Consider the following 21,617-nt stretch of genomic DNA (forward strand, 5'->3'; position numbering starts at 1 on the left):
CACGGCTCGAAGTTACTCCTTGCCGATAGAGGTGGGCGGGCAATCAGGAACAGGCCGATGCCGCCGGCACGTCGCGCTCACGCCGAAACAGCACCAGCACCATGACGATCGCCGCCGCGGGTATCACCGTCATGATCAGATTGAGTGCATCTGCCGCGTCGAGCATGCCCGAGGTCGCCTCGGAAATCACCCAGGCCGTGCGCTCCGGATCGAGTGCGGTATCACCGGGCGCGGCGAGGATATCGCCGGCCTGCCGGGCACTGATACCCGAACCTGCCAGCTTCGGTTCGGTGTCGCGCAGGAACAGGATGATGCCGAACATTGAGAACAGCGCGGACCCAAGGCCATAGAAGGTTCCGCCCACCGACGCCTTGACTGCCGACACCACACCACCGAGATTGGCCGGCGCGCTGGACATCATCACCGTGGCCTGCGGTGTCTGCACGATCGCACCGCCAATGGTCGTCAGCGCGATCACGGCCCCGACCACAATGATCGGGGTGTCCGTGCCGAAGGACAATCGCACCAGCAGGCTCACCACCAAGACGGCAAGTCCCGCCACGACCACAGCGCAGTTGCCCAAGCGTGCCGCGGCCCGGCCGGCACCGAGAGCAGCCAGTGCCGACAACAGCGTGGCCGGGATGAGGAGTAGCGCGAATGCCCACGTCGACTGGCCGCGAATGAGGATCAGGTAGAAGGTGACCATGATCATCGATCCGCCCTGCACCAGGTTGTTGGCGGCGCCCGCGGCCACCACCGCGTTGAAGCGCAGCGAGCGGAAGATGCGCATATCGAGCGCCGGAGCCCCACAGCGCAACTCCCACCAGACGAACGCGGCGGCGGCGAGCACCCCCGTCACGATCGGCACCACCGCCCCGGCATCCAGTCCGGTCTGCAGCACGGAGATGCCGTAGGTCAGGCTGATGAGCGCGGCAGCCACCAGCAGCAGGCCGGGGATATCGGTGTTGCGGGGCGACCTCCGCGTCTCCGGGACATACCGCAGGGTGATCAGCACAACGACGATGGCGAGGACGGGTGTGACGAGAAAGCCACTGCGCCAACCGATACGCTCCGCCAGCAGACTGCCCACCGTCGCCGGCAGGACACCGAAGGCGTAGACCGCGGCGAGATACTGCGCAATCGCGCCGGCGCGACGGCCGGGCGGGAAGACGGCGTTCATGATGGCCAGCGACAGACCGGTCAGGAACGCGAACGCCACGCCGATGCCGGCTCTGGCGATCATCAGCACCGCGACGTTGGGGGCGGCCGCCCCGATGAACCCGAACACCACCGCGCCATACGCACCGGCAACGAACATCCGCTTCATGCCGTATTTGTCACCCAGGACACCCGCACCCAGTACCGAGGCGGCCAGCGTCAGCGTCGCCACAGATGACACGAAAATGGTCGTGCCGGGGGAAAATTGCAGGCCATTGCGCACGAGGGAGATGTTGGCCGCCAGGATTCTCAGATCGCCCACCGCGACGGCGCTGCCCAGACTCATGGCCACCGTCGTCATGACGGCCGCCATCCCGGTGACCTGCTGCTGTCGCACCAGGCGATGCTAGATCGCGGATCGGCGATCGCCCCGCGGTCGGGAAAAAACACTGTGCGCGACTGATCTGGCTCAGCCGAGAGTGGCGGTCGGTCAGCTCCAGCGTCGACTGCACCGCCGCCTACCCCGTAACCACCGCAGAACTGGACGCTGCGTATCAATCCGGCGAGTCAACCAACAGCCTCTGTCGTCGGTTGGGCATCTCGAAGGTGGCGTGCTGATGCTGCTGACCGATCATCGGTCACCATGCGTCAGCAGCCCATGGCCCAGGCTGAGGTCGATCAGACGGTCCAGCTCTACCTCACCAACAAGGCCGTCGATCCGCTCAATCGCCGCTGATTTGGGCAGAGCGGGACTGATGAAACTCGTGCAGCGGCAGAACACTGAGGCCGCGGTCCATGGCATGGGCCTAAGGCACCGGCACGAGGGCCAAAAGCCTCTCGACCCTGTCCTCGGAATCGACGTAGTGTCGCGTCAGGACGAACGGTCGAAGGATTCCCGTGGCAAACCGGCGTTGACTGGACCCGACGGAATCACGGCCATCGACGACAACCTGAGGCCACGGCCTCGTCAACCCGACGTCAACTGACGTCGGGCGACACGCCGACACAGGAGTTTCGTGACGACTACCCAGATCGACGTCGATGCAACAGTTCTGCAGTTGAATCGGTTGCGCGATGATGTGGACGAACTCCTTGACAAGTCATCCGCGGTAGAATCGACGTGGTCCGGGTGGCTCGATGCGGTAACAGCTCCCCACCGATCGAGCGCACGAAACATGCTGCACTACATCGCAATTCGTCAATGTGATTTGCGTGGCCTGCAAACCCGGCTGTCCGCCTTTGGACTGTCTTCGTTGGGGCGCAGCGAGGCGAATGTCGAGGCCACACTGCTCCTGGTGAGGTCAGCCATCAGCGCCATGCTCGGCGAGGTATGGCAACAGCCCACCTTCCCGGGCGTCCGAATGGACCAGGGACCCGAACTGCTCCAGCACCGAACACAGGAGCTGCTGGGGCCCGAGCCGACGGACCGCGCGACCCGCATCATGGTCACGTTGCCCTCCTCGGCGGCGACCGACCCGACGGTAGTCCACGATCTGGTGGCGCGCGGCATGAACATCGCACGCATCAACTGTGCCCACGACGATGCCGAGGCGTGGCGCTCCATGGCGCGGTCTGTGCGGCAGGCGGCAGCGGCAACCGGACGAAGCTGCTTGATTGCAATGGATCTCGCCGGACCCAAGCTCCGTACCGGACCACTGGAACCCGGACCGCGGATCCTGAAACTGCAGCCGCGAAAGAACACGCTTGGGCAGGTCATCACCCCCGCTTCAGCATGGCTGACGGCGGCCGAAGACCCCACCGACCCACCAGAAGCCGGGATGATGTCGCTGCCGGTTCCCGGGAAATGGCTCCGCCGCCGCCGGAACGGCGAAGTCCTGCAGCTGCACGACACCCGCGGCTCGAAACGCCGACTGACGCTGAGCGCCACCGAGGATGCATCGGGCGGGCTCGTCGCGACCGCGGACAGGACAACCTATCTCGCAACCGGCACGGTTCTGCACGTCCACGGCATGGACGATTCGACACACCTCGGAGAACTCCCTCAAACCGAACAGAGCCTTCTCCTACACAGGGGCGATATCCTGGAACTGACCAGGGACTGCTCGCCCGCTCCGGTCGCCATCGATATCGCCCCCCGGATGGGGTGCACCCTGCCGGAGATTTTCGACTGCGCGCAAGTCGGCCAGAAGGTGCACCTTGACGACGGTCTGATCAACGGCGAAGTGATCGGCGTTGCTGCCGACGCACTGAGCCTGCGCATTGATCACGCCGCGGACGCGGGCTCCCGACTCCGCGCAGGCAAGGGCGTGAACGTGCCGGGCGCCCAGCTCCCGATCTCGGCCCTCACCGACAAGGACATCGTCGACCTCGAAACGGTGGTCGAGATCGCTGACATAGTCGACATGTCATTCGTCAGAGACCCGTCCGATGTGACGCAGTTGTTCGACGAGCTGGAACGCCTCGGTGACGATGCGCTGGGAATCGTGCTGAAGATCGAGACCCGCCAAGCCTTCGAATACCTCCCGCAGCTACTTCTCACGGTGATGCAGCGCCCGCGCGCCGGGGTGATGATCGCCCGGGGGGATCTTGCCGTCGAATGCGGATACGAGCGCCTGGCCGAACTTCAAGAAGAGATCCTGTGGTTGTGCGAGGCAGCGCACTTGCCTGTGATCTGGGCTACCCAAGTGCTTGACCAACTCGCCAAGACGGGAAATCCCTCGCGCGCGGAGATCAGCGACGCAGCCATGAGCGAGCGCGCCGAGTGCGTGATGCTGAACAAGGGCCGGTACATCAACGAGGCCGTCGTCGTCTTGGACAACATCCTGCGCCGAATGGTCGACCACCACTACAAGAAGAAGGCCCTCATGCCGTCCCTGCACTCCTGGCACCCCGATATGCGCCGTGACGAAACCACGACAAAGAGTCCGTGACGCCCCGGCACAACGACCCAACCGAGAGCGGGGGCGAGACCGTGAGTATGCCCTCGGAGGCAGCGAGGTCCACGATCGCCACCTTGACGATGAACCCCGCGCTCGACATGACAACAGACATAAGCCTGTTCGTCCACACGGACAAAATGCGTTGCAGCCCGGCCCGATACGATCCAGGCGGCGGCGGGATCAACGTAGCCGGCATCGCTCACGTGCTCGGCGCGTCGGTTTCAGCGGTCTTTCCTGGCACAGCACCCTGCACTCGCCGCGACGTCGACCGTCTGTTCGCCGTCACATCAGAGCCGGCCGATGTCACCCTGGCGGCGCACTGATCCAGCTTTGTACCAGGCGATCATGCCATCCAACTCCCCCACTCAAGGAAAGGCGGCCTTGACACTGCCGGTCACCATCGATCCGCGCTATCACGATGCGGTGATCTTCGACCTCGACGGTGTGATCACCGATACCGCGTCCATACACGCAGCGGCGTGGGCGACGATGTTCGACGACTTTCTGGCGAGACGGCCAGAGCGTGCCGGCGAAGATCACTCTCGCTTCACCGACTATGACTACCGGCACTTCGTAGACGGCAAGCCGCGCTACAGCGGTGTCACCGATTTTCTGACATCGCGGGGCATTTCGCTGCCCCAAGGCCTCTCAACCGATGTCCTCGACGACAGCGTCTGCGGGCTCGGAAACCGCAAGCAGCGACTCTTTCTTGAGCAGCTTGCCCTCGGTGTACCAGTGTTTCATTCGACGGTTGCGCTGGTGCGGACTCTGCAGGCAGTCGGTGTAGCGACTGCCGTCTTCTCGTCGAGTCGCAACTGCGAAAACGTCCTGAGAGCAGCCGGGATCGGTGATCTCTTCGGGGTCCGCATCGACGGCGTCGTCGCCGACGAACTCGGCCTCCCCGGAAAGCCCGATCCTGCGGTCCTGCTCGAAGCCGCGCGCAGGCTGGCCGCACGTCCGGAACGTGCTGTTGTTGTCGAGGACGCCGACGCCGGCGTGAGCGCAGGCCGCAGGGGCGGATTCACCCTCGTCATCGGCGTTGACCGGACCGGCCATGCCGATGAGCTGCTGAGTTGCGGGGCAGATGTCGTGGTGACCGACCTTGCCGACGTCGCCGTCCGTACCGGCGATGTGCGGATATCACGGATTCCGAGTGCACTGGATTCGTTCGAGCTTATCGCGGCACTCGTTGCGACCCGACGACCCGCTGTGTTCGTCGACTATGACGGCACGCTGTCGGCAATAGTTCCTGATCCGTGCGCGGCCACGCTCGTCGACGGCGCGGCCGATACGCTCGAACGTCTGGCAAAACTGTGCTCCGTTGCCGTCATCAGCGGTCGCGATCTTGCGGATATCGAGGCGCGGGTCGGTTTACCCGCTGTCTGGTATGCAGGCAGTCATGGCTTCGAGCTCACGCGTGCGGACGGGAGTTACCACCAGAACGAAACGGCCGCCGCCGCAACACCCCTTCTCGAGCGGACAGCAACCCAGCTACGGGAAGCCATGCAACAGATTCCCGGCGCCCGCGTGGAGCACAAGCGTTTCGCGATCGCCGTGCATTTCCGCAATGTCGCACCCGAACGCGTCGGCGAGGTAGTCGCTGCGGCACACCGACTTGGACAAGAGTTCGGACTGCGGGTGACGAATGGGCGCAAGGTGGTCGAACTGCGGCCTGAAATCGACTGGAACAAGGGCACAACGGTGCGGTGGGTCCTCGACCACACCGACGAGCCGTATCCGCAGTTTCCGATCTACATCGGAGATGACCTCACCGACGAGGACGCCTTTGACGCGGTGCGAACCGACGGTATCGGGATAGCTGTGCGACACAGCGAGGACGGCGACCGGACCACGACAGCTCGGTTCGCGGTAGACAGCCCCGACGAGGTCCGTGAACTCCTCGAACGGTTGGCGAATCGGCTCGCCACCAATAAACGGACCCCAGCCGACGCCTGGACGTTCACCTTCGACGGCTACGAGCCGCGCACCGAGAAACTTCGTGAGGCGCTGTGCACGGTCGGGAACGGATACCTCGCCACGCGCGGATCAGCTCCCGAATCCCGACCGGGGCCGGCCCACTACCCCGGCACCTATGCCGCAGGCGTGTTCAACCGACTCGACGACGAACTCGCAGGCAGCACAATCGATAACGAAAGCATGGTCAACCTGCCCAATTGGCTCGCCACCACCTTCCGTATCGAAGGCGGCCCGTGGTTCGACATCGACGCGGTGAACTTGTTGTCCTACCAGCAGTCCCTGGACCTACGCAGCGCGGTACTGAGCCGGCGGTTCCGTTTCCGCGACAGCGCCGGGCGCACGACCTCGGTGACCCAGCAGCGATTCGTCTCGATGAACCTGGCCCACGTCTGCGCGTTGCGGACTGTCATCGTCGCCGAAGACTGGTCAGGAGCGATCGAAATCCGTTCGACGCTCGACGCGAGTGTCCGAAACTCACTCGTCGAGCGCTACAAGGACCTGTCGAGCGACCATCTCGCGCTGCTGCAGGCGCACGAGCTCTCCTCCAACGCAGTACTTCTCGAAGTCGAAACCTCTCAGTCGCGGATTCGAGTCGCATTGGCCTCCCGCAGCACCGCGTGGCGAGGCGACGACCCTCAGCCGGCCACCTACCGGCTCTTCGACACTGATGGACAGATCGGTCACGACATCACCGTCGACCTGTCCGCGGGTCAATCGACGACGGTCGAGAAGGTCGTCACCGTCTGCACTGGCCGAGACGACGCAACGTCCGATCCCGCAACCGAGGCGGAGCGCCGGCTGAGCCGATTGGGCCGGTTCTCTGAGCTTCAACGGGGGCATCTCCGTGCCTGGGAACAGCTCTGGGAGCGGTTGTCGATCGAATTCGACAACCGCGACGACGAGTTGCGAGTCCTGAGGTTGCACATGCTGCATCTGGTGCAGACTCTCTCGCCGAACGCCGCGGAAATTGATGTCGGGGTTCCGGCCCGTGGACTGCACGGTGAGGCATACCGGGGCCATATCTTCTGGGATGAACTGTTCGTGTTTCCCGTGCTGAACCTGCGCCTTCCCAACGTCACTCGATCTTTGCTTGGCTACCGCTATCGGCGCTTGCCCGAGGCGCGCGCCGCCGCGACGGCGGCGGGCTGCCGCGGAGCAATGTTCCCGTGGCAATCCGGCAGCGACGGGCGCGAGGAAAGCCCACGGCTGCATCTCAATCCCCGTTCCGGCCGGTGGAATCCGGATCCCAGCGGCCGTGCCCATCATGTTGGCCTCGCCGTCGCCTACAACGTGTGGCAGTACTATCAGGTGACCGGAGACCGCCACTACTTGATCGAGTATGGCGCGGAACTACTGACGGACATTGCGCGCTTTTGGGTCAGCAAGGCGACCTACGATCCAAGCCGACGTCGCTACACCATCGGCGGAGTGATTGGGCCTGACGAATTCCACTCTGGCTACCCGAGCGCACCATACGACGGTATCGACAACAACGCGTACACCAACGTGATGGCTGTTTGGGTGATCATCCGGGCCATCGAAGCCTTGGACCTTCTGCCACTACCAAACCGGCTCGACCTTCTCGACACGCTTGAACTACCGGGATCAGAGCTGGCCCATTGGGACGATGTGACCCGACGGATGTTCATACCCTTCCACGACGGCGTCATCAGTCAGTTCGAGGGATACGACGAGTTGGCCGAACTGGATTGGGACAGCTATCTTCGACGGTACGGCCGTATCCAGCGCCTCGATCGGATTCTCGAAGCCGAGAACGACGATGTCAACCGATACAAGGTGTCCAAGCAGGCTGACACCCTGATGCTGTTCTACCTACTGTCGTCAGAGGAGTTGAGTGAACTGTTTCACCGCCTCGGCTACGGTTTCACGCCTGATCAGATCCCGACGACGATCGAGTACTACGTCGCGCGCACGTCCCATGGGTCAACATTGAGTGCGGTCGTGCATTCGTGGGTACTGGCCCGCGGCAACCGAGATCGGGCGACAGAGTTCTTCGAGCAGGTGCTCAAATCTGATGTCGCCGACATCCAGGGCGGCACGACATCCGAGGGGATTCATCTCGCGGCAATGGCCGGGAGCATAGACCTGCTGCAGCGGTGTTTCACCGGGTTGGAAACCCGAGCGGATCGCCTCGTGCTCGCCCCATCGTGGCCAGAAACGCTGGGCGTGCTGGCGTTCCCCATCCACTACCGTGGGCATCGGCTCCGCCTGCGGATCAGCGGCACGAGTGTCGAGGTGAGCGCCGATCCTGGAGACAACTCTCCGGTGGACGTCGAATGCCGAGGCAACGTGCAAAGACTCTCTTCAGGGACCACCATCCGCTTCCCTGGCGACCCGGGACACAACTCGTCGAACAGGAAGTAGCCAAAAAGGCTCAGGGACATGGGTATACAGCAGTCAACGGGTTCCTTCCCGGGGCGCAAGGAGTAACGCCAACCCCATGCCGGCGAAGCCGGCGGCACGAACTCCGGCGGCGGCGAGCTGTATACCTTCGGGGGCAGTTTGAGTCAGCGCGACGGCGATGACTCCCATCATCAGGGCCACCCCCGTCCATGCGGGCAGCACGCCAGCGCGGAGCACGGCCACGCCGAAGCCGAGCCCGGCAGCCACCATGACCGCGCCGTGGGCCGTCATCGCTACACCAAGTTGAGCAGTGAGCGCGGAGTAGCTTGTCGTTGAGTGCACGATCGCATAGATCACGGTGGCAGTGAAAAACACATAGCTGTAGGCGTAGGCGATCGCACTCACCAGCCCCAACCGGCTGATCTTGGGACGTTGCACCAAGTAGAGGCCGACCACAAACACAGGAACAGCGGCTTCGCTCACGAGCGTCAGCGCGAGCTGCAGGTCCGAAAAGCCCCCCTGGAGCACCTCGATCACGTCGGACACCACGTACAGCCCAGAAAAAAGCAGCGCGACGAAACCTACACGACGCACGAAGATCGGGGATGACCCACCGACATACGGGAGGAAGGTTGCGCCCCAGCGACTCACAGACCAAAACCGGTAATGGATTCGCGCCCTATCCCGTTCACACGGACCCCGCCACGATCAGCGTTGCCGGCGCCGACTGCGCCGAGTCCACACCAACCAAGATTCGCGACGCACCAGTCGACTGTTGCATTCGATCTCCCTTTACTCGCAACACTATGCCGAGGTTCCCGAGTTTTTGGCTTCCCATGTGGCTCGTCCTCAGTTCAAGACTATTCGAGAAGATCTTGTCTTGCCGGGGCCATTCGCCCCTTGCACTGAGCCGTTGGTCCCCATCTCCGAGTTACAGGAGCTTGGGCCATATTCCGGATACACGATCACTGTGCAGCGCTCATCCTGACGCGGTAGCTGCGATTCGGTGGTAGAGGCGTCCGATCTCGATAGCGACAGCGCGAGGCGCTACCGATAAGGGTCTTTGGACCCTTGCGCTGTCATAGGCAGCAGCGTTGAGTCATGGTCGTGGGTGTAGCCCTCCTTGCGTGACCTAGCAACAGATTCCATCCGTTGGCAAGGTCCGGTCCGACTCCAGCCCAGAACCCAAACACTCGATCGGAGCGAGCCATGAAGGCCGCGATTGTCACTGACTTCCATGCACCCCTGCAGATATGCGACCTGCCCATTCCCGAACCCGGACCGGGCGAGGTCCGGGTCCGGATGGAAACCAGCGGATTGTGCCACACAGACATCCACGCCGCGCGCGGCGATTGGCCTGTTCAGCCGAGCCTGCCGTTCACCCCCGGCCACGAAGGAGTCGGTGTCATCGACAGACTAGGTGCGGGGGTTACCACCCGCAGCGTCGGCGATCGGGTGGCAATAGCGTGGTTGGGCTACGCCTGCGGGGAATGCCGCTACTGCATCGGCGGTTGGGAGACCCTCTGTGAGTTGCAACAGAACTCCGGTTACTCCGTGGACGGTACCTTCGCCGAATACACCGTTGCCTCAGCCGCTTTCGCCACACCTGTGCCTGAAGGGGTGTCGGCTCGCGATGCCGCCCCGTTGACGTGCGCCGGCGTCACCACCTACAAGGCGATCAAGGTCGCCAGAGTGGCGCCGGCCGAGACAGTTGCAGTGTTCGGCGTCGGCGGTCTCGGTCACCTGGCTCTTCAATATGCGCGCATCGCAGGCGGTTTCGTTATTGGTGTTGACGTCGTCGAAGATAAGTTGCAGATGGCCACCGACCTGGGCGCTGACCATGTCGTCAATGCCGCAACCGTCGACCCTGTCGAAGCGATCCAGGCTCTGGGCGGTGCAGACGTCGCGGTCGCGCTGGCCGCGTCACCGGCATCCTTCGATCAGGCGTACCGCTCGCTGCGCCGCGGCGGGCGGCTGGTCTGCGTGGCGATGCCCGCTGGTGACGGGGCCTTGACCCTGCCGATCTTCGATACCGTGATCAACGGCAAAAGCGTCATCGGCTCGATCGTTGGTACGCGCAACGATTTGGCGGACGTGTTCAACCTGCACGCTGCCGGACGGACCAAGGTCATTGCGGTCGACCGCAAGCTCGACGAGGTCAACGAGTCGATCACCGACGTGCTCGCCGGCACAGTGCCGGCCCGGGTTGTCTTCCAGTTTTGACCAGCCCGGTCGGTAGGCAGTGGCCGTGGTCAGTGGCCGAACCGGTAGGCACCGGAACTCGCAGCGCATATCCGTCAAGCCGCCCCTCCAGCTGTGGCAGCACCACGCTGATCGCGCGGGCCGCTCCGGTGGAAGTGGGAATCACGTTGATCGCCGCAGCCCGGGCACGACGAAGGTCCCGATGCGGACCGTCCTGCAAGTTCTGATCCGGCGTGTACGCATGGATGGTCGTCATGAGGCCGCGTTCAATCCCGAATGCCTCGTCCAACACCTTCGCCATCGGCGCAAGGCAGTTCGTCGTACAGGAGGCGTTGGAAATGACGTTCTGGGTACCGTCGTAGTTCAGAACGCCCGCAGGTTGTCCCGCAACAGGTCGTGTGAGTAGCTCGTCCGGGTCAGACCCCTCGCCTGCAGCGCCGGCACCAGCCCGTCGCAGATCTCGATGATCCGGTGACGCGTCAGCGAGCCGCCATCCCCTGGGAACAGGAAACCGTCGCCGCCGACCTCTTCCATCGCCGCAGCCATGATGTCGGCAACCTGGTCCGGCGTACCGACGGCCTCGAAGGAGCTGGCGCCGCCTGCCGATCGGGCCTGAATGCACTGGCGCAGCGTCTTGCCGGTTCCCCACTGGGCGAACCCAGCCAGTGATCCCTGTTCGCCGCGCGTGACGAAGTACGGGACCGGCTCGTCAAGGTCCATCTTGGTGAAGTCCGCGTAGAAGTTCGAGCTCAACGCCTTGAGCCGCGCCGGGATCTCCTCCTCGCTCATCGGCTTGACCTTGGCTCGTGCCTCCGCCTCGGTCTCGCCGAGGATCGGGGAGAACAGGAACATCACCTTCACGTCATCGGGATCGCGCCCGGCGGCGGCGGCCTGCGTGCGGATGTCCGCTCGGTACTCCTTCATCCCCTCGACTCCGGTCGCCCAGGCGATGATCGCATCGGCGTGCTTGGCGGCGAAGGCCCGCCCCGCGGGGGACCCCCCGGCTTGCAGGTAGACCGGGCGCCCCTGCGGTGAGCGGACGCAAGTCAGGGGGCCCCGCGACTTGAAGTGCTTGCCGACGAAGTCGACGTCATGGACCTTGCTGGGATCGATGTACATCCCCTTCTCGCGATCGCGCACGATCGCTCCCGGTTCCCAGCTGTCGCAGAGGGCGTTCACGAGCTCCACGAACTCGTCGGCGATCTCATAGCGCAAATCGTGCTCCGGCATCTCATCGAGGCCGTAGTTCTGGGCCGCTTCGTCCTTGGCGCTGGTGACCACGTTCCAGCCGAAGCGCCCACTCGTGAGCGAGTCCATCGTGGACGCCAGGCGCGCCAACGCATACGGGTGGTAGAACGTCGTGGACATCGTCGCGACGATGCCCAGTTGCCGGGTCAGCGCGCCGACCTTCGCGGCCAGCGGCACCGGATCCTGTTTCGGACAGGAGTCTCCGTTCTCCAGGGCGCGAGCCGTGGTGCCTTCCAAACCGCGCGGGATCCCGACGGTGTCTTCCAACATCAGGAAGTCGAAGCAGGCCCGCTCGAAGCGCCTGGGCCAGCTCGACGTAGAAGTCCCCGGTGAAGGGAACCCCCTCCGACAGCGTGTACGGAGTCTTCCACTCGTTGGCCTGGAAAGTCTGAAACCATCCGAGGTGGAACGGTTTTGCTGGCATCTGTCCTCATTAATGAGAGTGAACTGTCAGCGAAATCCAATCTCGGCATCGTGTCCACCATGTGTCCCCCGCGTCTCGCTCGAATTAGGCGGTTAGGTCGCGAGTCAAACCACAGGTCACTGACGATCCACGCTCCCATTCTGCGAGCGGTTGGCGTGGATTTCCGCCCGGTCCACCCGAACGCGCTTGAAGTGGCGCTTCAGTTCTCCTGGGAGAGCGGCCGCGTTGCCAACCTCATCTGGTCCGTCAGCGTTGCGACGTTGACTGGAACCCACCCCGGGAACTGACACCGGACGGTCAGGTGGCGTCGCGGTCGGGAGTCCATCACAGGAAGGCCGAAGTCGCGCCGTGGTTTCCGGGACCCTCCACTGCCTATTGAGCTGGCGGGAGCGCTAGAGCGCCTCAAGACGACAAAACCCGCTCCGACACTGGTCGGAGCGGGTTTTACTTGGTCGGGCTGACAGGATTTGAACCTGCGACCACTTGACCCCCAGTCAAGTGCGCTACCAAGCTGCGCCACAGCCCGAGTTGCCTTCCGGGATCGCCGGTAGGCGAGCGAAACTCTACCTCAGCCCCCTACCCAAATCCCAACCGCGTCATCCCCACCAAAGCGGGGTATCAAGGACGGGTGGCGCAGACCCGCGATGACACTCCCCTGTGGCTGTTCGCCGACCAGCTCGGCCCCGCCACCTACGGCGGTGAGCACGCCCACCGTGAGGTGCTGCTGGTGGAGGCGACCTCGGCGCTGGCCAAACGCCGCTACCACCGCCAGAAACTCCATCTGGTGCTCTCGGCGCTCAGGCACGCCGCGCACGACCTCGACGACCGTGCCACCCTCCTACACGCCGACACCTACATCGACGCGCTGCACCAGTTCAAGCGACCCGTGCTGGTGTTCGAACCCACCTCGCATGCCGCCGAGAAGTTCGTCCACCGGCTCCGCAAGGACGGTCTGGTCGCCGACATCCTGCCCACCCCGACCTTCGCGCTGCCGCGCAAGGACTTCCAGGACTGGGCCGGGCAGCGAACCCGCTTCCGGATGGAGGACTTCTACCGTGACCAGCGCCGCCGCTTCGACGTCCTGATGGAGGGCAAGGACCCGGTCGGCAGCCGATGGAACTACGACGAGGACAACCGCGAGCCCCCGCCGAAGAAGCAGAAGACCCTCGATGTCCCCGCCCCGTACCAACCGCGCGAGGACGATATCGACGAGCAGGTCCGCCGCGACCTGGACCGGATGGACCTCGACACCGTCGGCGGCGACGGCCCGCGCCTGTTCGCCGTCACTCCCGCCGAGGCCAAACGTGCGCTGACCCGCTTCATCGAACACCGGCTGCCGGCCTTCGGCCGCTACGAGGACGCCATCATGAGCGAGGACTGGGCGATGTCGCACTCGCTGCTGTCGGTACCGCTCAACCTGGGCGTGCTGCACCCGCTCGACGCGGTGGAAGCCGCCGAGCAGGCCTACCGGGACAACCGCGCACCGCTGGCCGCCGTGGAGGGCTTCATCCGGCAGATCCTCGGCTGGCGCGAGTACATGTGGCATCTGTACTGGCACTTCGGGCCGGACTACACCACCGACAACAACGAGCTGAACGCCCGTACCCCGCTGCCGGACTGGTGGACCGATCTCGACGCCGATGCCGTCACCGCACAGTGTCTGCACCACGCGCTGGCGGGCGTCCGGGACCGGGGCTGGAACCACCACATCCAGCGCCTCATGGTGCTCGGCAGCCACGCCCTGCAGCGCGGCTACCGGCCCGACGAGCTCACCGAATGGTTTGCCACCGCCTACGTCGACGGCTTCCGCTGGGTGATGCCCACCAATGTGGTGGGCATGAGCCAGCACGCCGATGGCGGCCTGCTCGCGACCAAGCCGTATACCTCCGGCGGCGCCTACATCAACAAGATGAGCGACCACTGCGGTGACTGCGCATTCGATCCGAAGAAGCGCGTCGGCGACGACGCGTGCCCGTTCACCGCCGGCTACTGGGCCTTCACCCACAAGCACCGGGACCTGTTGGCCCGCAACAACCGGACCCGTCGAACCGTGTCGACGATGGACCGGCTCACCGACCTCGAGGCGCTGCTGGAGCAGGAATCAGCGCGTGACCGCTTCTGACTCGGTGTCGCCGGCCGCCACGGCCCCGGCCTCCGGGGCAAACCGAGGTGCGCGCGTCACCCGCCAGGCGTAGATCACCAACGACGCCCACAGCACGACGATCAGCGAGTAGATCGCCGTCGACCACGGCCACTGGATGTCGAAGAAGTGCACCAGCTTCTGGCTGTTGGTCAGCACGATCACACCGCCGACCGCGGTGCCCAGCAGTGCCGGGCTGACCTTGGTCACCAACCACGCCGCGAACGGGGCCGCGATCACACCACCGACCATGAGTCCGACGACCACCGGCCAGTTCTCCAGGAACTCCTGACGCAGTCCGATCAGGAAGCCGAGTGACGCCGACACCGAGACGAGGAACTCGGACGCGCTCACCGAGCCGATGACCGTCCTGGGCGCCGTCTTGCCCTGGGAGAGCAAGGTACTGGTCGTCACCGGGCCCCAGCCGCCGCCGCCCGAGGCGTCGATGAATCCACCGAACAACCCCAGCGGGGCCAGGAACTTCGTGCTGTGGCTGGTGCCCCGCCCACCGAACGTCAGCGGTGTCCGCAGCGAGAACCGAAGCAGCACGTACAGCCCGATCGCCATCAGGATGGCGGCCATCAGTGGAGCGGCATGTTCGGTGGACAACGACGACAACACCGTCGCGCCCAGGAAGGCGCCGATCGCGCCGGGCACTCCCAGCTTGGCGACCAGCGCCCAATCGATGTTCTTGAACTTCCAGTGCGACAGCCCCGAGGCGAACGTGGTGCCGACCTCGGCGAGGTGCACCGCGGCGCTGGCCTGCGCGGCGCCGACGTTGGAGAGCACCAGCAGGGTGGTGGCGGTGACGCCGAACGCCATGCCGAGCGCGCCGTCCACGAGTTGGGCGCCGACACCGACAAGCGTGAAGATGATGAGCGAACGCACTGGTTCGGCTGCTTTCGATCAGGAGGCCATGGGCGGCCTTGAGACGGGTGGGGCGGACGTCAGGGACGCCGACAACACCACTCGTCGAAAGCCATCAACCGGCGCGAGGGCCAGAACGGCTCGAGCGCGCACAACTCGGACGGTGACGCCGCGAAAGCGCGTTCACTCATCGGAGTCCTCCCAGATTCTCAAGCCGCAGGCCAGACTACACGGACAACAACCGATACAGCCCGATCAATCCCACCACGACAATCACGGCCCGCAACGCACCCGGTGACAGCCGCCGCCCGTAGTGGGCTCCCAGGAAGCCGCCGATCAGAGATCCCACCGCGATCAGCCCGGCCGCCACCCAGCTGATCCGGTCGAACGCCACCGCCGTGTAGGCCACCGCGGCGACCACGTTGACCAGCAGCGACAGCAGATTCTTGGCCGCATTCATGCGCTGCATGTCCTCGGGCAGCAAGGCACCCATGACCGCCACCAGCAGGATGCCCTGCGCCGCGGTGAAGTAGCCGCCGTAGATGCCGACGGCGAACGTTCCCGCCACCAGGGCAGTCATCCGGGCCGCCGACACATGGTCGGCGGTCTGGCCCGATGCTTCGGCCCGCCGGCGCGCCCAGGCCTGGATGCGTGGCCCGAGCAGCACCAGGACCAGCGCGAGGATCAGCAGCGCCGGGACGATACGGGTGAACACCTTTTCCGGCAGGTGCAACAGCAGCCAGGCTCCGAGACCGGCGCCCACCAGCGAGGCCGGGATCTGCCAGCGCAGCCGGCTCCACTGGCCGCGCAGCTCGCGGCGGTACCCCCAGGTGCCCGACACACCACCGGCGACCAGCCCGACGGCGTTCGACATCGTCGCGGTCACCGGGGGGAAGCCGAGGGCGACCAGGGTCGGGAAGGTGATCAGGGTGCCCGAGCCGACGATCGCGTTGATCGCTCCAGCACCCACACCGGCCAACGCGATCAGAATCATGTGAGCGGTCGACACTGTGGCCACCCTACCCACGCTGCTTGCGCACATTCAGCGGCGGTGACCGCCGCTGAATGTGTGCAGATCGATGGGCGTTACTTCCGGACGGAGCGCTTCTCCCGGACCCGCACGTTGATCCGGATCGGGCTGCCCTCGAACCCGAATGTCTCACGCAGCTTGCGCTCCAGGAACCGGCGGTAACCGGCCTCCAGGAAGCCACTGGTGAACAACACGAAGGTCGGTGGGCGCGAGGCCGCCTGGGTGGCGAACAGGATGCGGGGTTGCTTGCCGCCGCGTACCGGCGGCGGGGTCGCGGCGACGATTTCCTTGAAGAACGTGTTCAGCCGTCCGGTGGGGATGCGGGCATCCCAGGACTGCAACGAGGTTTCCAGAGCGGGAACCAGCTTCTGTACCGCGCGACCGGTTTTGGCGGAGATGTTGACCCGCGGCGCCCATTGCAACTGGGCCAGTTCCCGGTCGATCTCCTTGTCCAACAGGTAGCGCCGGTCCTCATCGACCAGATCCCATTTGTTGAACGCCAGCACCAGCGCCCGCCCGGCCTCGGTCACCATGGTCAGCACCCGCTGGTCCTGCTCGGTGAGCGGCTGCGAGCCGTCGATCAGCACGACCACCACTTCGGCGGCGTCGATGGCGCTGTGGGTGCGCACCGAGGCGTAGAACTCGTGCCCACTGGCCTGGCCCACCTTGCGCCGCAGCCCGGCGGTGTCGATGAAACGCCAAGGCTTGCCGCCCAACTCGATCAGAGAGTCGACCGGATCCACCGTGGTGCCCGCGACATCGTGCACCACCGAACGCTCGTCCCCGGACAGCCGGTTCAGCAGTGAGCTCTTGCCCACGTTGGGTTTACCCACCAGCGCGACGCGCCGCGGACCGCCTGGACCGCCCGCGACCTCGGAGGCCTCGGGCAACTTCTCCAGCACGCTGTCCAGCAGGTCGGCGACACCGCGGCCGTGCATGGCGCTGATCGGGTACGGCTGACCCAGTCCCAGCGACCACAGTGCGGCCGCGTCGGATTCACCGCGCTCGTTGTCAACCTTGTTGGCCGCCAGGAACACCGGCTTCCCGGCGCGCTGCAGGCGCTTGGCCGCGGCCTCGTCGGCCGTGGTCGCGCCGGTGACGGCGTCGACGACCATGACGATGGCATCGGCGGTCTGCATCGCGATGGACGCCTGCTCGGCCACCTTCTGCTGCAGACCCTTCGCGTCAGGTTCCCAGCCGCCGGTGTCCTGCACCACGAACCGGCGGCCCAGATACTGCGCGTCATAGGAGACCCGGTCGCGGGTCACTCCGGGGATGTCCTGGACGACGGCCTCGCGGCGGCCCAGGATCCGGTTGACCAGCGTGGACTTGCCGACATTGGGGCGTCCCACCACGGCCAGCACCGGCGGCGGAGCGAAATCCTCCTCGACACCGTCGTCCTCGAATGAACCTTCTGCCCAGTCACTTTCGTCGTACCAGGTGCCGTCTTCGCTCATCGGTGCGCTCCGGCCCGCTGCTGTACCAGCTCTTGTAGGTGATCAATCACCTGTGCCTCGTTCATATCGCTGGTGTCCACGATCACCGCGTCCTGTGCGGCCCGCAGCGGCGATACCGCGCGGGTGGAATCGAGATGGTCACGGCGCTTCACGTCGGCGAGCACGGCCTCGTAGGAATCCTCGATACCGTTCGCGATGTTCTGCGCGTGGCGTCGCTGCGCACGCACCTCCGCCGACGCCGTCAGGAAGATCTTCACGTCGGCGTCCGGCAGCACCACGGTGCCGATATCGCGGCCCTCGACCACCACCCCGCCATCCCCGGCCGCCAGCTCGCGCTGCAGCTGCACCAGGCGGGCCCGCACCGCGGGCACCGCGGAAACCGCCGACACCGCGCCGGTGACCTCGTCACCGCGGATCTCGAACGAAACATCCTCTCCGGCAAGAAAAGCCCGGTCCTCGTCGGGGTCGTAGCCGACGGCCAGGTCGACATCGTCGGCGATATCGGCGACCCGCTGCGCATCGGTGACGTCCACCCCGGCACGCAGCACCGCAAGCGTGACGATCCGGTACATGGCCCCCGTGTTCAGGTAACGCAACCCCAGGGTGCGCGCCAAACCGCGTGACACCGAGGACTTTCCGGTTCCGGCCGGCCCGTCCAGGGCGATCATCAACACGTCACTCACATTCCCACCGCCTGGTACAACTCGCCGATTTCCTTGCGGGTCAGCACCCGGATATTGCCGGGCCGGGTATCGCCCAGCTCGACAGCACCGATGCTGGTGCGCACCAGACTCTCGACCGGAAAACCCACCGAGGCCAGCAGCCGTCGCACCAGGCGCTTGCGGCCCTCGTGCAGCGTCACTCTCACCATCGACTTGCCGGGCAAGGTGTCCACGACCGCGAAGTCGTCGAGCGCGATCGGCCCGTCGTCCAGTTCCACCCCGGCGCGCAGTTTCTTGCCGAGCCCGCGCGGTACCGAGCCCACGACGGTGGCCAGATAGGTCTTGGGCACCTCGTAGGACGGGTGCATCAGGCGATGGGCGAGCTCACCGTCGTTGGTCAGGATCAGCAGTCCCTCGGTCTCGGCGTCCAGGCGCCCGACGTGGAACAGGTTCTTGTTCCCACGCACCCGGTGCTCCACCAGATCACCGACGCAGGGCCGGCCCCGGTCATCCGACATCGTCGAGTGCATGCCGCGTTCCTTGTTGATCGCGAGATACACCAGGGTGTCGTCGAGCTGCACCTTACTGCCGTCCACCCGGATCTCCGAGTTCTCGGTGTCCACCCGGGTGCCCAGCTCGGTGACGATGCGACCGTCCACCTCGACGCGGCCGTCGAGGATCATTCGTTCAGCCACGCGGCGGGACGCAATTCCCGCCTGCGACAGCACTTTCTGTAACCGAACACCATCCTGCTCGACCATGTCAATCCTTGTCCACATCGAAACCCGACTGCTTGCCGGGTGCAGCGGCCGAACCGTCGAGCTTCGCGAAACGCGGTTCGGCGCTGAGGTTTTCACTCAGGTCATCGATGACATCGACATCGGGCAGCAGGGGCGCGATATCGGGTAGATCTGCCAACGAGGACAGTCCGAGCCGTTCCAGGAACAGCTCGGTGGTGGCGAAAGTGACGGCGCCACTGTCGGAGTCGTTACCCGCTTCGGTGATCAGACCGCGGGCCACCAGGGTGCGCACCACGGCGTCGACGTTCACGCCGCGCACCGCGCTGACCCTGGCGCGGGTTACTGGCTGCCGGTAGGCCACCACCGCCAGTGTCTCCAGCGCGGCACGGGTCAGTTTGGACCGCGAACCGTCGAGCAACAGCCGCTCCACATACGGGGCGTAGCGGGCCCGGGTGTACATCCGCCAGCCGCCACCGGCCTCGCGCAGATCGATACCACTGCCCCGCTCGGTCAGCTCGGCGGCCAACTCGGCGAGGGCGGCCGCCACCCGGTCCTCGGTGTTGTCGGTGGCCGAGGCCAGCGCCTCGACCGTCACCGGGGTGTCCACCACCAGCAGCAACGCCTCGATGACCGAGCGGAACTCGGCATCATCGAGAGCCTCGACCGTCGGCTCCGGGGTCTCGTCGGCGATCAACTCGGCGTCCGAGCCCGGGGCCGGGTCGACGCCCGTTTCGGTATCGGTCACATCGTTGGTCATTGGTCTTCTTCCACGGCGGCTGCGAGGTGTTCGTTGGTTGGCCGATCTCCGGTCCACGAAACCTGGAGCACACCAAGCGGTTCTACTTGCTCGAATGCTACCGCCCTGGCCCGGTACAGCTCCAACAGCGCCAGGAAGCGGCCGACGATCTCCATCGCCCCCTCGCAGTCCGCGACCAGCTCGGAGAACGACGCCCACTGCCCGACGCCCCGGCTCTCCAGCAGCCCCATCAGCCGTTTGGCCTGCTCGGGCACCGAGACGGACTGGATGTGCAGATGGTCCAGGCGCACCGTCGGGACCGGTCGCGGGGTGAACGCCGTCGCGGCGATCTGAGCGAACCTGTCGGCGTCCACACCCAGCATGACCTCGGGTAACAGCTCCTCGAACTGCGGTTCCAGGGAGACCGCGCGCGGGTAGCTGCGCAGCGCGGCGGCCTCCAGCTCGGCGAACATCTCGGCGACGTGCTTGAACGCGCGGTACTGCAGCAGCCGTGCGAACAACAGATCGCGCACTTCCAGCAGGGCGAGATCTTCCTCGTCGTGCACCTCACCCGCCGGCAGTAGCCGGGCGGCCTTGAGGTCCAGGAGTGTGGCGGCAATCACCAGGAACGCCGTCGTCTCGTCGAGCTCGAGCTGGCGGCCGATCTCCTTGGTGTAGGCGATGAACTCGTCGGTCACCTGGTGCAGCGCGACCTCGGTGACGTCGAGGCGGTGGCCGAAGATCAGCTGCAGCAGCAGATCGAACGGGCCCTCGAAGTTGCTCAGCCGGACCTGGAAACCCTGGGCGGCCTCCGGAGCAGCCGCGTCGGTCACGACCCGAACCGGGCGATGACCTCGCGGGCCAAGGCCCGATATGCCAGGGCACCAGACGATTTCGGTGCCCAGCTGGTGATCGGCTCGCCGGCCACGCTGGTTTCCGGGAATCGCACGGTGCGGGTGATGACGGTGTCGAACACCAGATCGCCGAACCGTTCGACCACTCGGGCCATCACCTCGCGGGCGTTGACGGTCCGATGGTCGAACCGGGTGACCAGGATGCCGCTGATCTCCAGCTTGGGGTTGAGGCGGTCCTTCACCTTCTCGACGGTGTCGGTGAGCAGCGCCAGCCCGCGCAGCGAGAAGTACTCGCACTCGGTCGGGATGATCACGCCATCGGAGCAGGCCAGCCCGTTCACGGTGAGCAGGCCGAGCGACGGCTGGCAGTCGATGAGCACGTAGTCGTAGCGGTCGAGCACCGGGTACAGCGCACGGGCCAGCGACTGTTCGCGGCCCACCTCGTTGACCAGCTGGATCTCCGCGGCCGACAGGTCGATATTGCTGGGCACCAGGTCCAGCCCGGGGACCCGGGTGTTGATGATCACCTGTTCGATGGACACCCGCGGCTCGATCAGCAGGTTGTGCACGGTGTGGTCGAGTTCGTAGTGCGGCACCCCGAGCCCCGCGGACAGCGCGCCCTGCGGGTCCAGGTCGACCAGCAGCACCCGGCGGCCGTATTCGGCCAGGCTGGCGCCCAGGTTGATCGTCGAGGTGGTCTTGCCGACGCCACCCTTCTGATTGCACATCGCGATGACCTTTGCGGGTCCGTGCACGCTGCGTGGGCGGGGTTCTGGAATGTCGCGGGGCGGGCGGCCGGTAAGGCCGATTTCCGGGGCTGCCTCGTCTTCGCTCACGCTGCAGCCACGCAGATCGGGT

At 65.3% G+C, this 21,617-nt stretch carries 15 protein-coding genes, 1 tRNA gene and 2 pseudogenes; 5 read left to right on the plus strand and 13 right to left on the minus strand.

Features of this window, described 5'->3' with window-relative positions:
* Positions 1–43 precede the first annotated feature (43 nt).
* Entirely contained in the window at positions 44–1,555 is a 1,512-nt protein-coding gene (locus C6A86_RS16315) for an MFS transporter (RefSeq protein WP_233213230.1), read from the minus strand.
* A 619-nt stretch (positions 1,556–2,174) separates the two neighbouring features.
* On the opposite strand from C6A86_RS16315, the gene C6A86_RS16320 reads away from it, so the two are divergent.
* From C6A86_RS16320 to otsB, 3 genes and pseudogenes are all read left to right on the plus strand, one after another.
* Entirely contained in the window at positions 2,175–4,049 is a 1,875-nt protein-coding gene (locus tag C6A86_RS16320) for a pyruvate kinase (protein ID WP_105365897.1), read from the plus strand.
* Between the two features lie 47 nt (positions 4,050–4,096).
* Positions 4,097–4,294, plus strand: a pseudogene (locus C6A86_RS16325) (1-phosphofructokinase family hexose kinase); the annotation flags it as partial.
* A 109-nt stretch (positions 4,295–4,403) separates the two neighbouring features.
* Entirely contained in the window at positions 4,404–8,420 is a 4,017-nt protein-coding gene (gene otsB, locus C6A86_RS16330; RefSeq protein ID WP_311100778.1) for a trehalose-phosphatase, read from the plus strand.
* 33 nt (positions 8,421–8,453) lie between these two features.
* Here the strand turns inward: otsB and C6A86_RS16335 are convergent, their stop codons facing one another.
* Positions 8,454–9,050 carry a hypothetical protein gene (locus C6A86_RS16335; RefSeq protein WP_158263239.1) on the minus strand — a complete coding sequence of 199 codons (597 nt, stop codon included), beginning with the start codon at positions 9,048–9,050 and terminating at the stop codon, positions 8,454–8,456.
* Between the two features lie 558 nt (positions 9,051–9,608).
* Between C6A86_RS16335 and C6A86_RS16340 the strand changes: the two genes are divergently transcribed.
* Entirely contained in the window at positions 9,609–10,622 is a 1,014-nt protein-coding gene (locus C6A86_RS16340; RefSeq protein ID WP_105362189.1) for a zinc-dependent alcohol dehydrogenase, read from the plus strand.
* Positions 10,623–10,650: 28 nt separating this feature from the next.
* Here C6A86_RS16340 and C6A86_RS16345 read toward each other — a convergent pair.
* The 3 genes and pseudogenes from C6A86_RS16345 to C6A86_RS16355 all read right to left on the minus strand — a co-directional run.
* Positions 10,651–10,962, minus strand: a pseudogene (locus tag C6A86_RS16345) (type I glyceraldehyde-3-phosphate dehydrogenase); the annotation flags it as partial.
* A gap of 2 nt (positions 10,963–10,964) precedes the next feature.
* A complete protein-coding gene (locus tag C6A86_RS16350; RefSeq protein ID WP_311100780.1) occupies positions 10,965–12,119 on the minus strand; it encodes an NtaA/DmoA family FMN-dependent monooxygenase in 1,155 nt (384 codons plus the stop codon).
* Between the two features lie 603 nt (positions 12,120–12,722).
* Positions 12,723–12,799: transfer RNA gene (locus C6A86_RS16355), tRNA-Pro, on the minus strand.
* Positions 12,800–12,901: 102 nt separating this feature from the next.
* Between C6A86_RS16355 and C6A86_RS16360 the strand changes: the two genes are divergently transcribed.
* Positions 12,902–14,395 (plus strand): cryptochrome/photolyase family protein, encoded by a 1,494-nt coding sequence (locus C6A86_RS16360; protein WP_105362191.1) that lies wholly within the window; start codon positions 12,902–12,904, stop codon positions 14,393–14,395.
* Here C6A86_RS16360 and C6A86_RS16365 read toward each other — a convergent pair.
* The 8 genes from C6A86_RS16365 to C6A86_RS16400 all read right to left on the minus strand — a co-directional run bounded on the left by C6A86_RS16365 (position 14,375) and on the right by C6A86_RS16400 (position 21,610).
* Entirely contained in the window at positions 14,375–15,301 is a 927-nt protein-coding gene (locus C6A86_RS16365) for a sulfite exporter TauE/SafE family protein (protein WP_105362192.1), read from the minus strand. The genes C6A86_RS16360 and C6A86_RS16365 overlap by 21 nt on opposite strands.
* 205 nt (positions 15,302–15,506) lie before the next feature.
* A complete protein-coding gene (locus tag C6A86_RS16370) occupies positions 15,507–16,274 on the minus strand; it encodes a sulfite exporter TauE/SafE family protein (protein WP_199196087.1) in 768 nt (255 codons plus the stop codon).
* 92 nt (positions 16,275–16,366) lie between these two features.
* Positions 16,367–17,767, minus strand: coding sequence for a ribosome biogenesis GTPase Der (der, locus tag C6A86_RS16375; protein WP_105362195.1), 1,401 nt, complete (start codon positions 17,765–17,767; stop codon positions 16,367–16,369).
* The gene (cmk, locus tag C6A86_RS16380) at positions 17,764–18,435 is read right to left on the minus strand and encodes a (d)CMP kinase (protein WP_396835337.1); all 672 of its coding nucleotides are present in this window, start codon (positions 18,433–18,435) and stop codon (positions 17,764–17,766) included. The genes der and cmk overlap by 4 nt, the downstream gene beginning before the upstream one ends.
* A gap of 11 nt (positions 18,436–18,446) precedes the next feature.
* Positions 18,447–19,190, minus strand: a complete 744-nt coding sequence (locus C6A86_RS16385; protein ID WP_105362197.1) for a pseudouridine synthase — start codon at positions 19,188–19,190, stop codon at positions 18,447–18,449.
* A 1-nt stretch (position 19,191) separates the two neighbouring features.
* Positions 19,192–19,926: an SMC-Scp complex subunit ScpB gene (gene scpB / locus C6A86_RS16390; protein WP_311100784.1), complete on the minus strand. Its 735-nt coding sequence runs from the start codon at positions 19,924–19,926 to the stop codon at positions 19,192–19,194.
* Positions 19,923–20,738, minus strand: a complete 816-nt coding sequence (locus C6A86_RS16395) for a segregation/condensation protein A (RefSeq protein ID WP_105361384.1) — start codon at positions 20,736–20,738, stop codon at positions 19,923–19,925. Before C6A86_RS16395 ends, scpB begins: the two co-directional genes overlap by 4 nt.
* Complete coding sequence (locus C6A86_RS16400) at positions 20,735–21,610, minus strand: ParA family protein (RefSeq protein ID WP_396835339.1); 876 nt, start codon at positions 21,608–21,610, stop codon at positions 20,735–20,737. Before C6A86_RS16400 ends, C6A86_RS16395 begins: the two co-directional genes overlap by 4 nt.
* Between the last annotated feature and the right edge of the window lie 7 nt (positions 21,611–21,617).

This window comes from Mycobacterium sp. ITM-2016-00316 (assembly GCF_002968335.2).
Taxonomy (GTDB): Bacteria; Actinomycetota; Actinomycetes; order Mycobacteriales; family Mycobacteriaceae; genus Mycobacterium.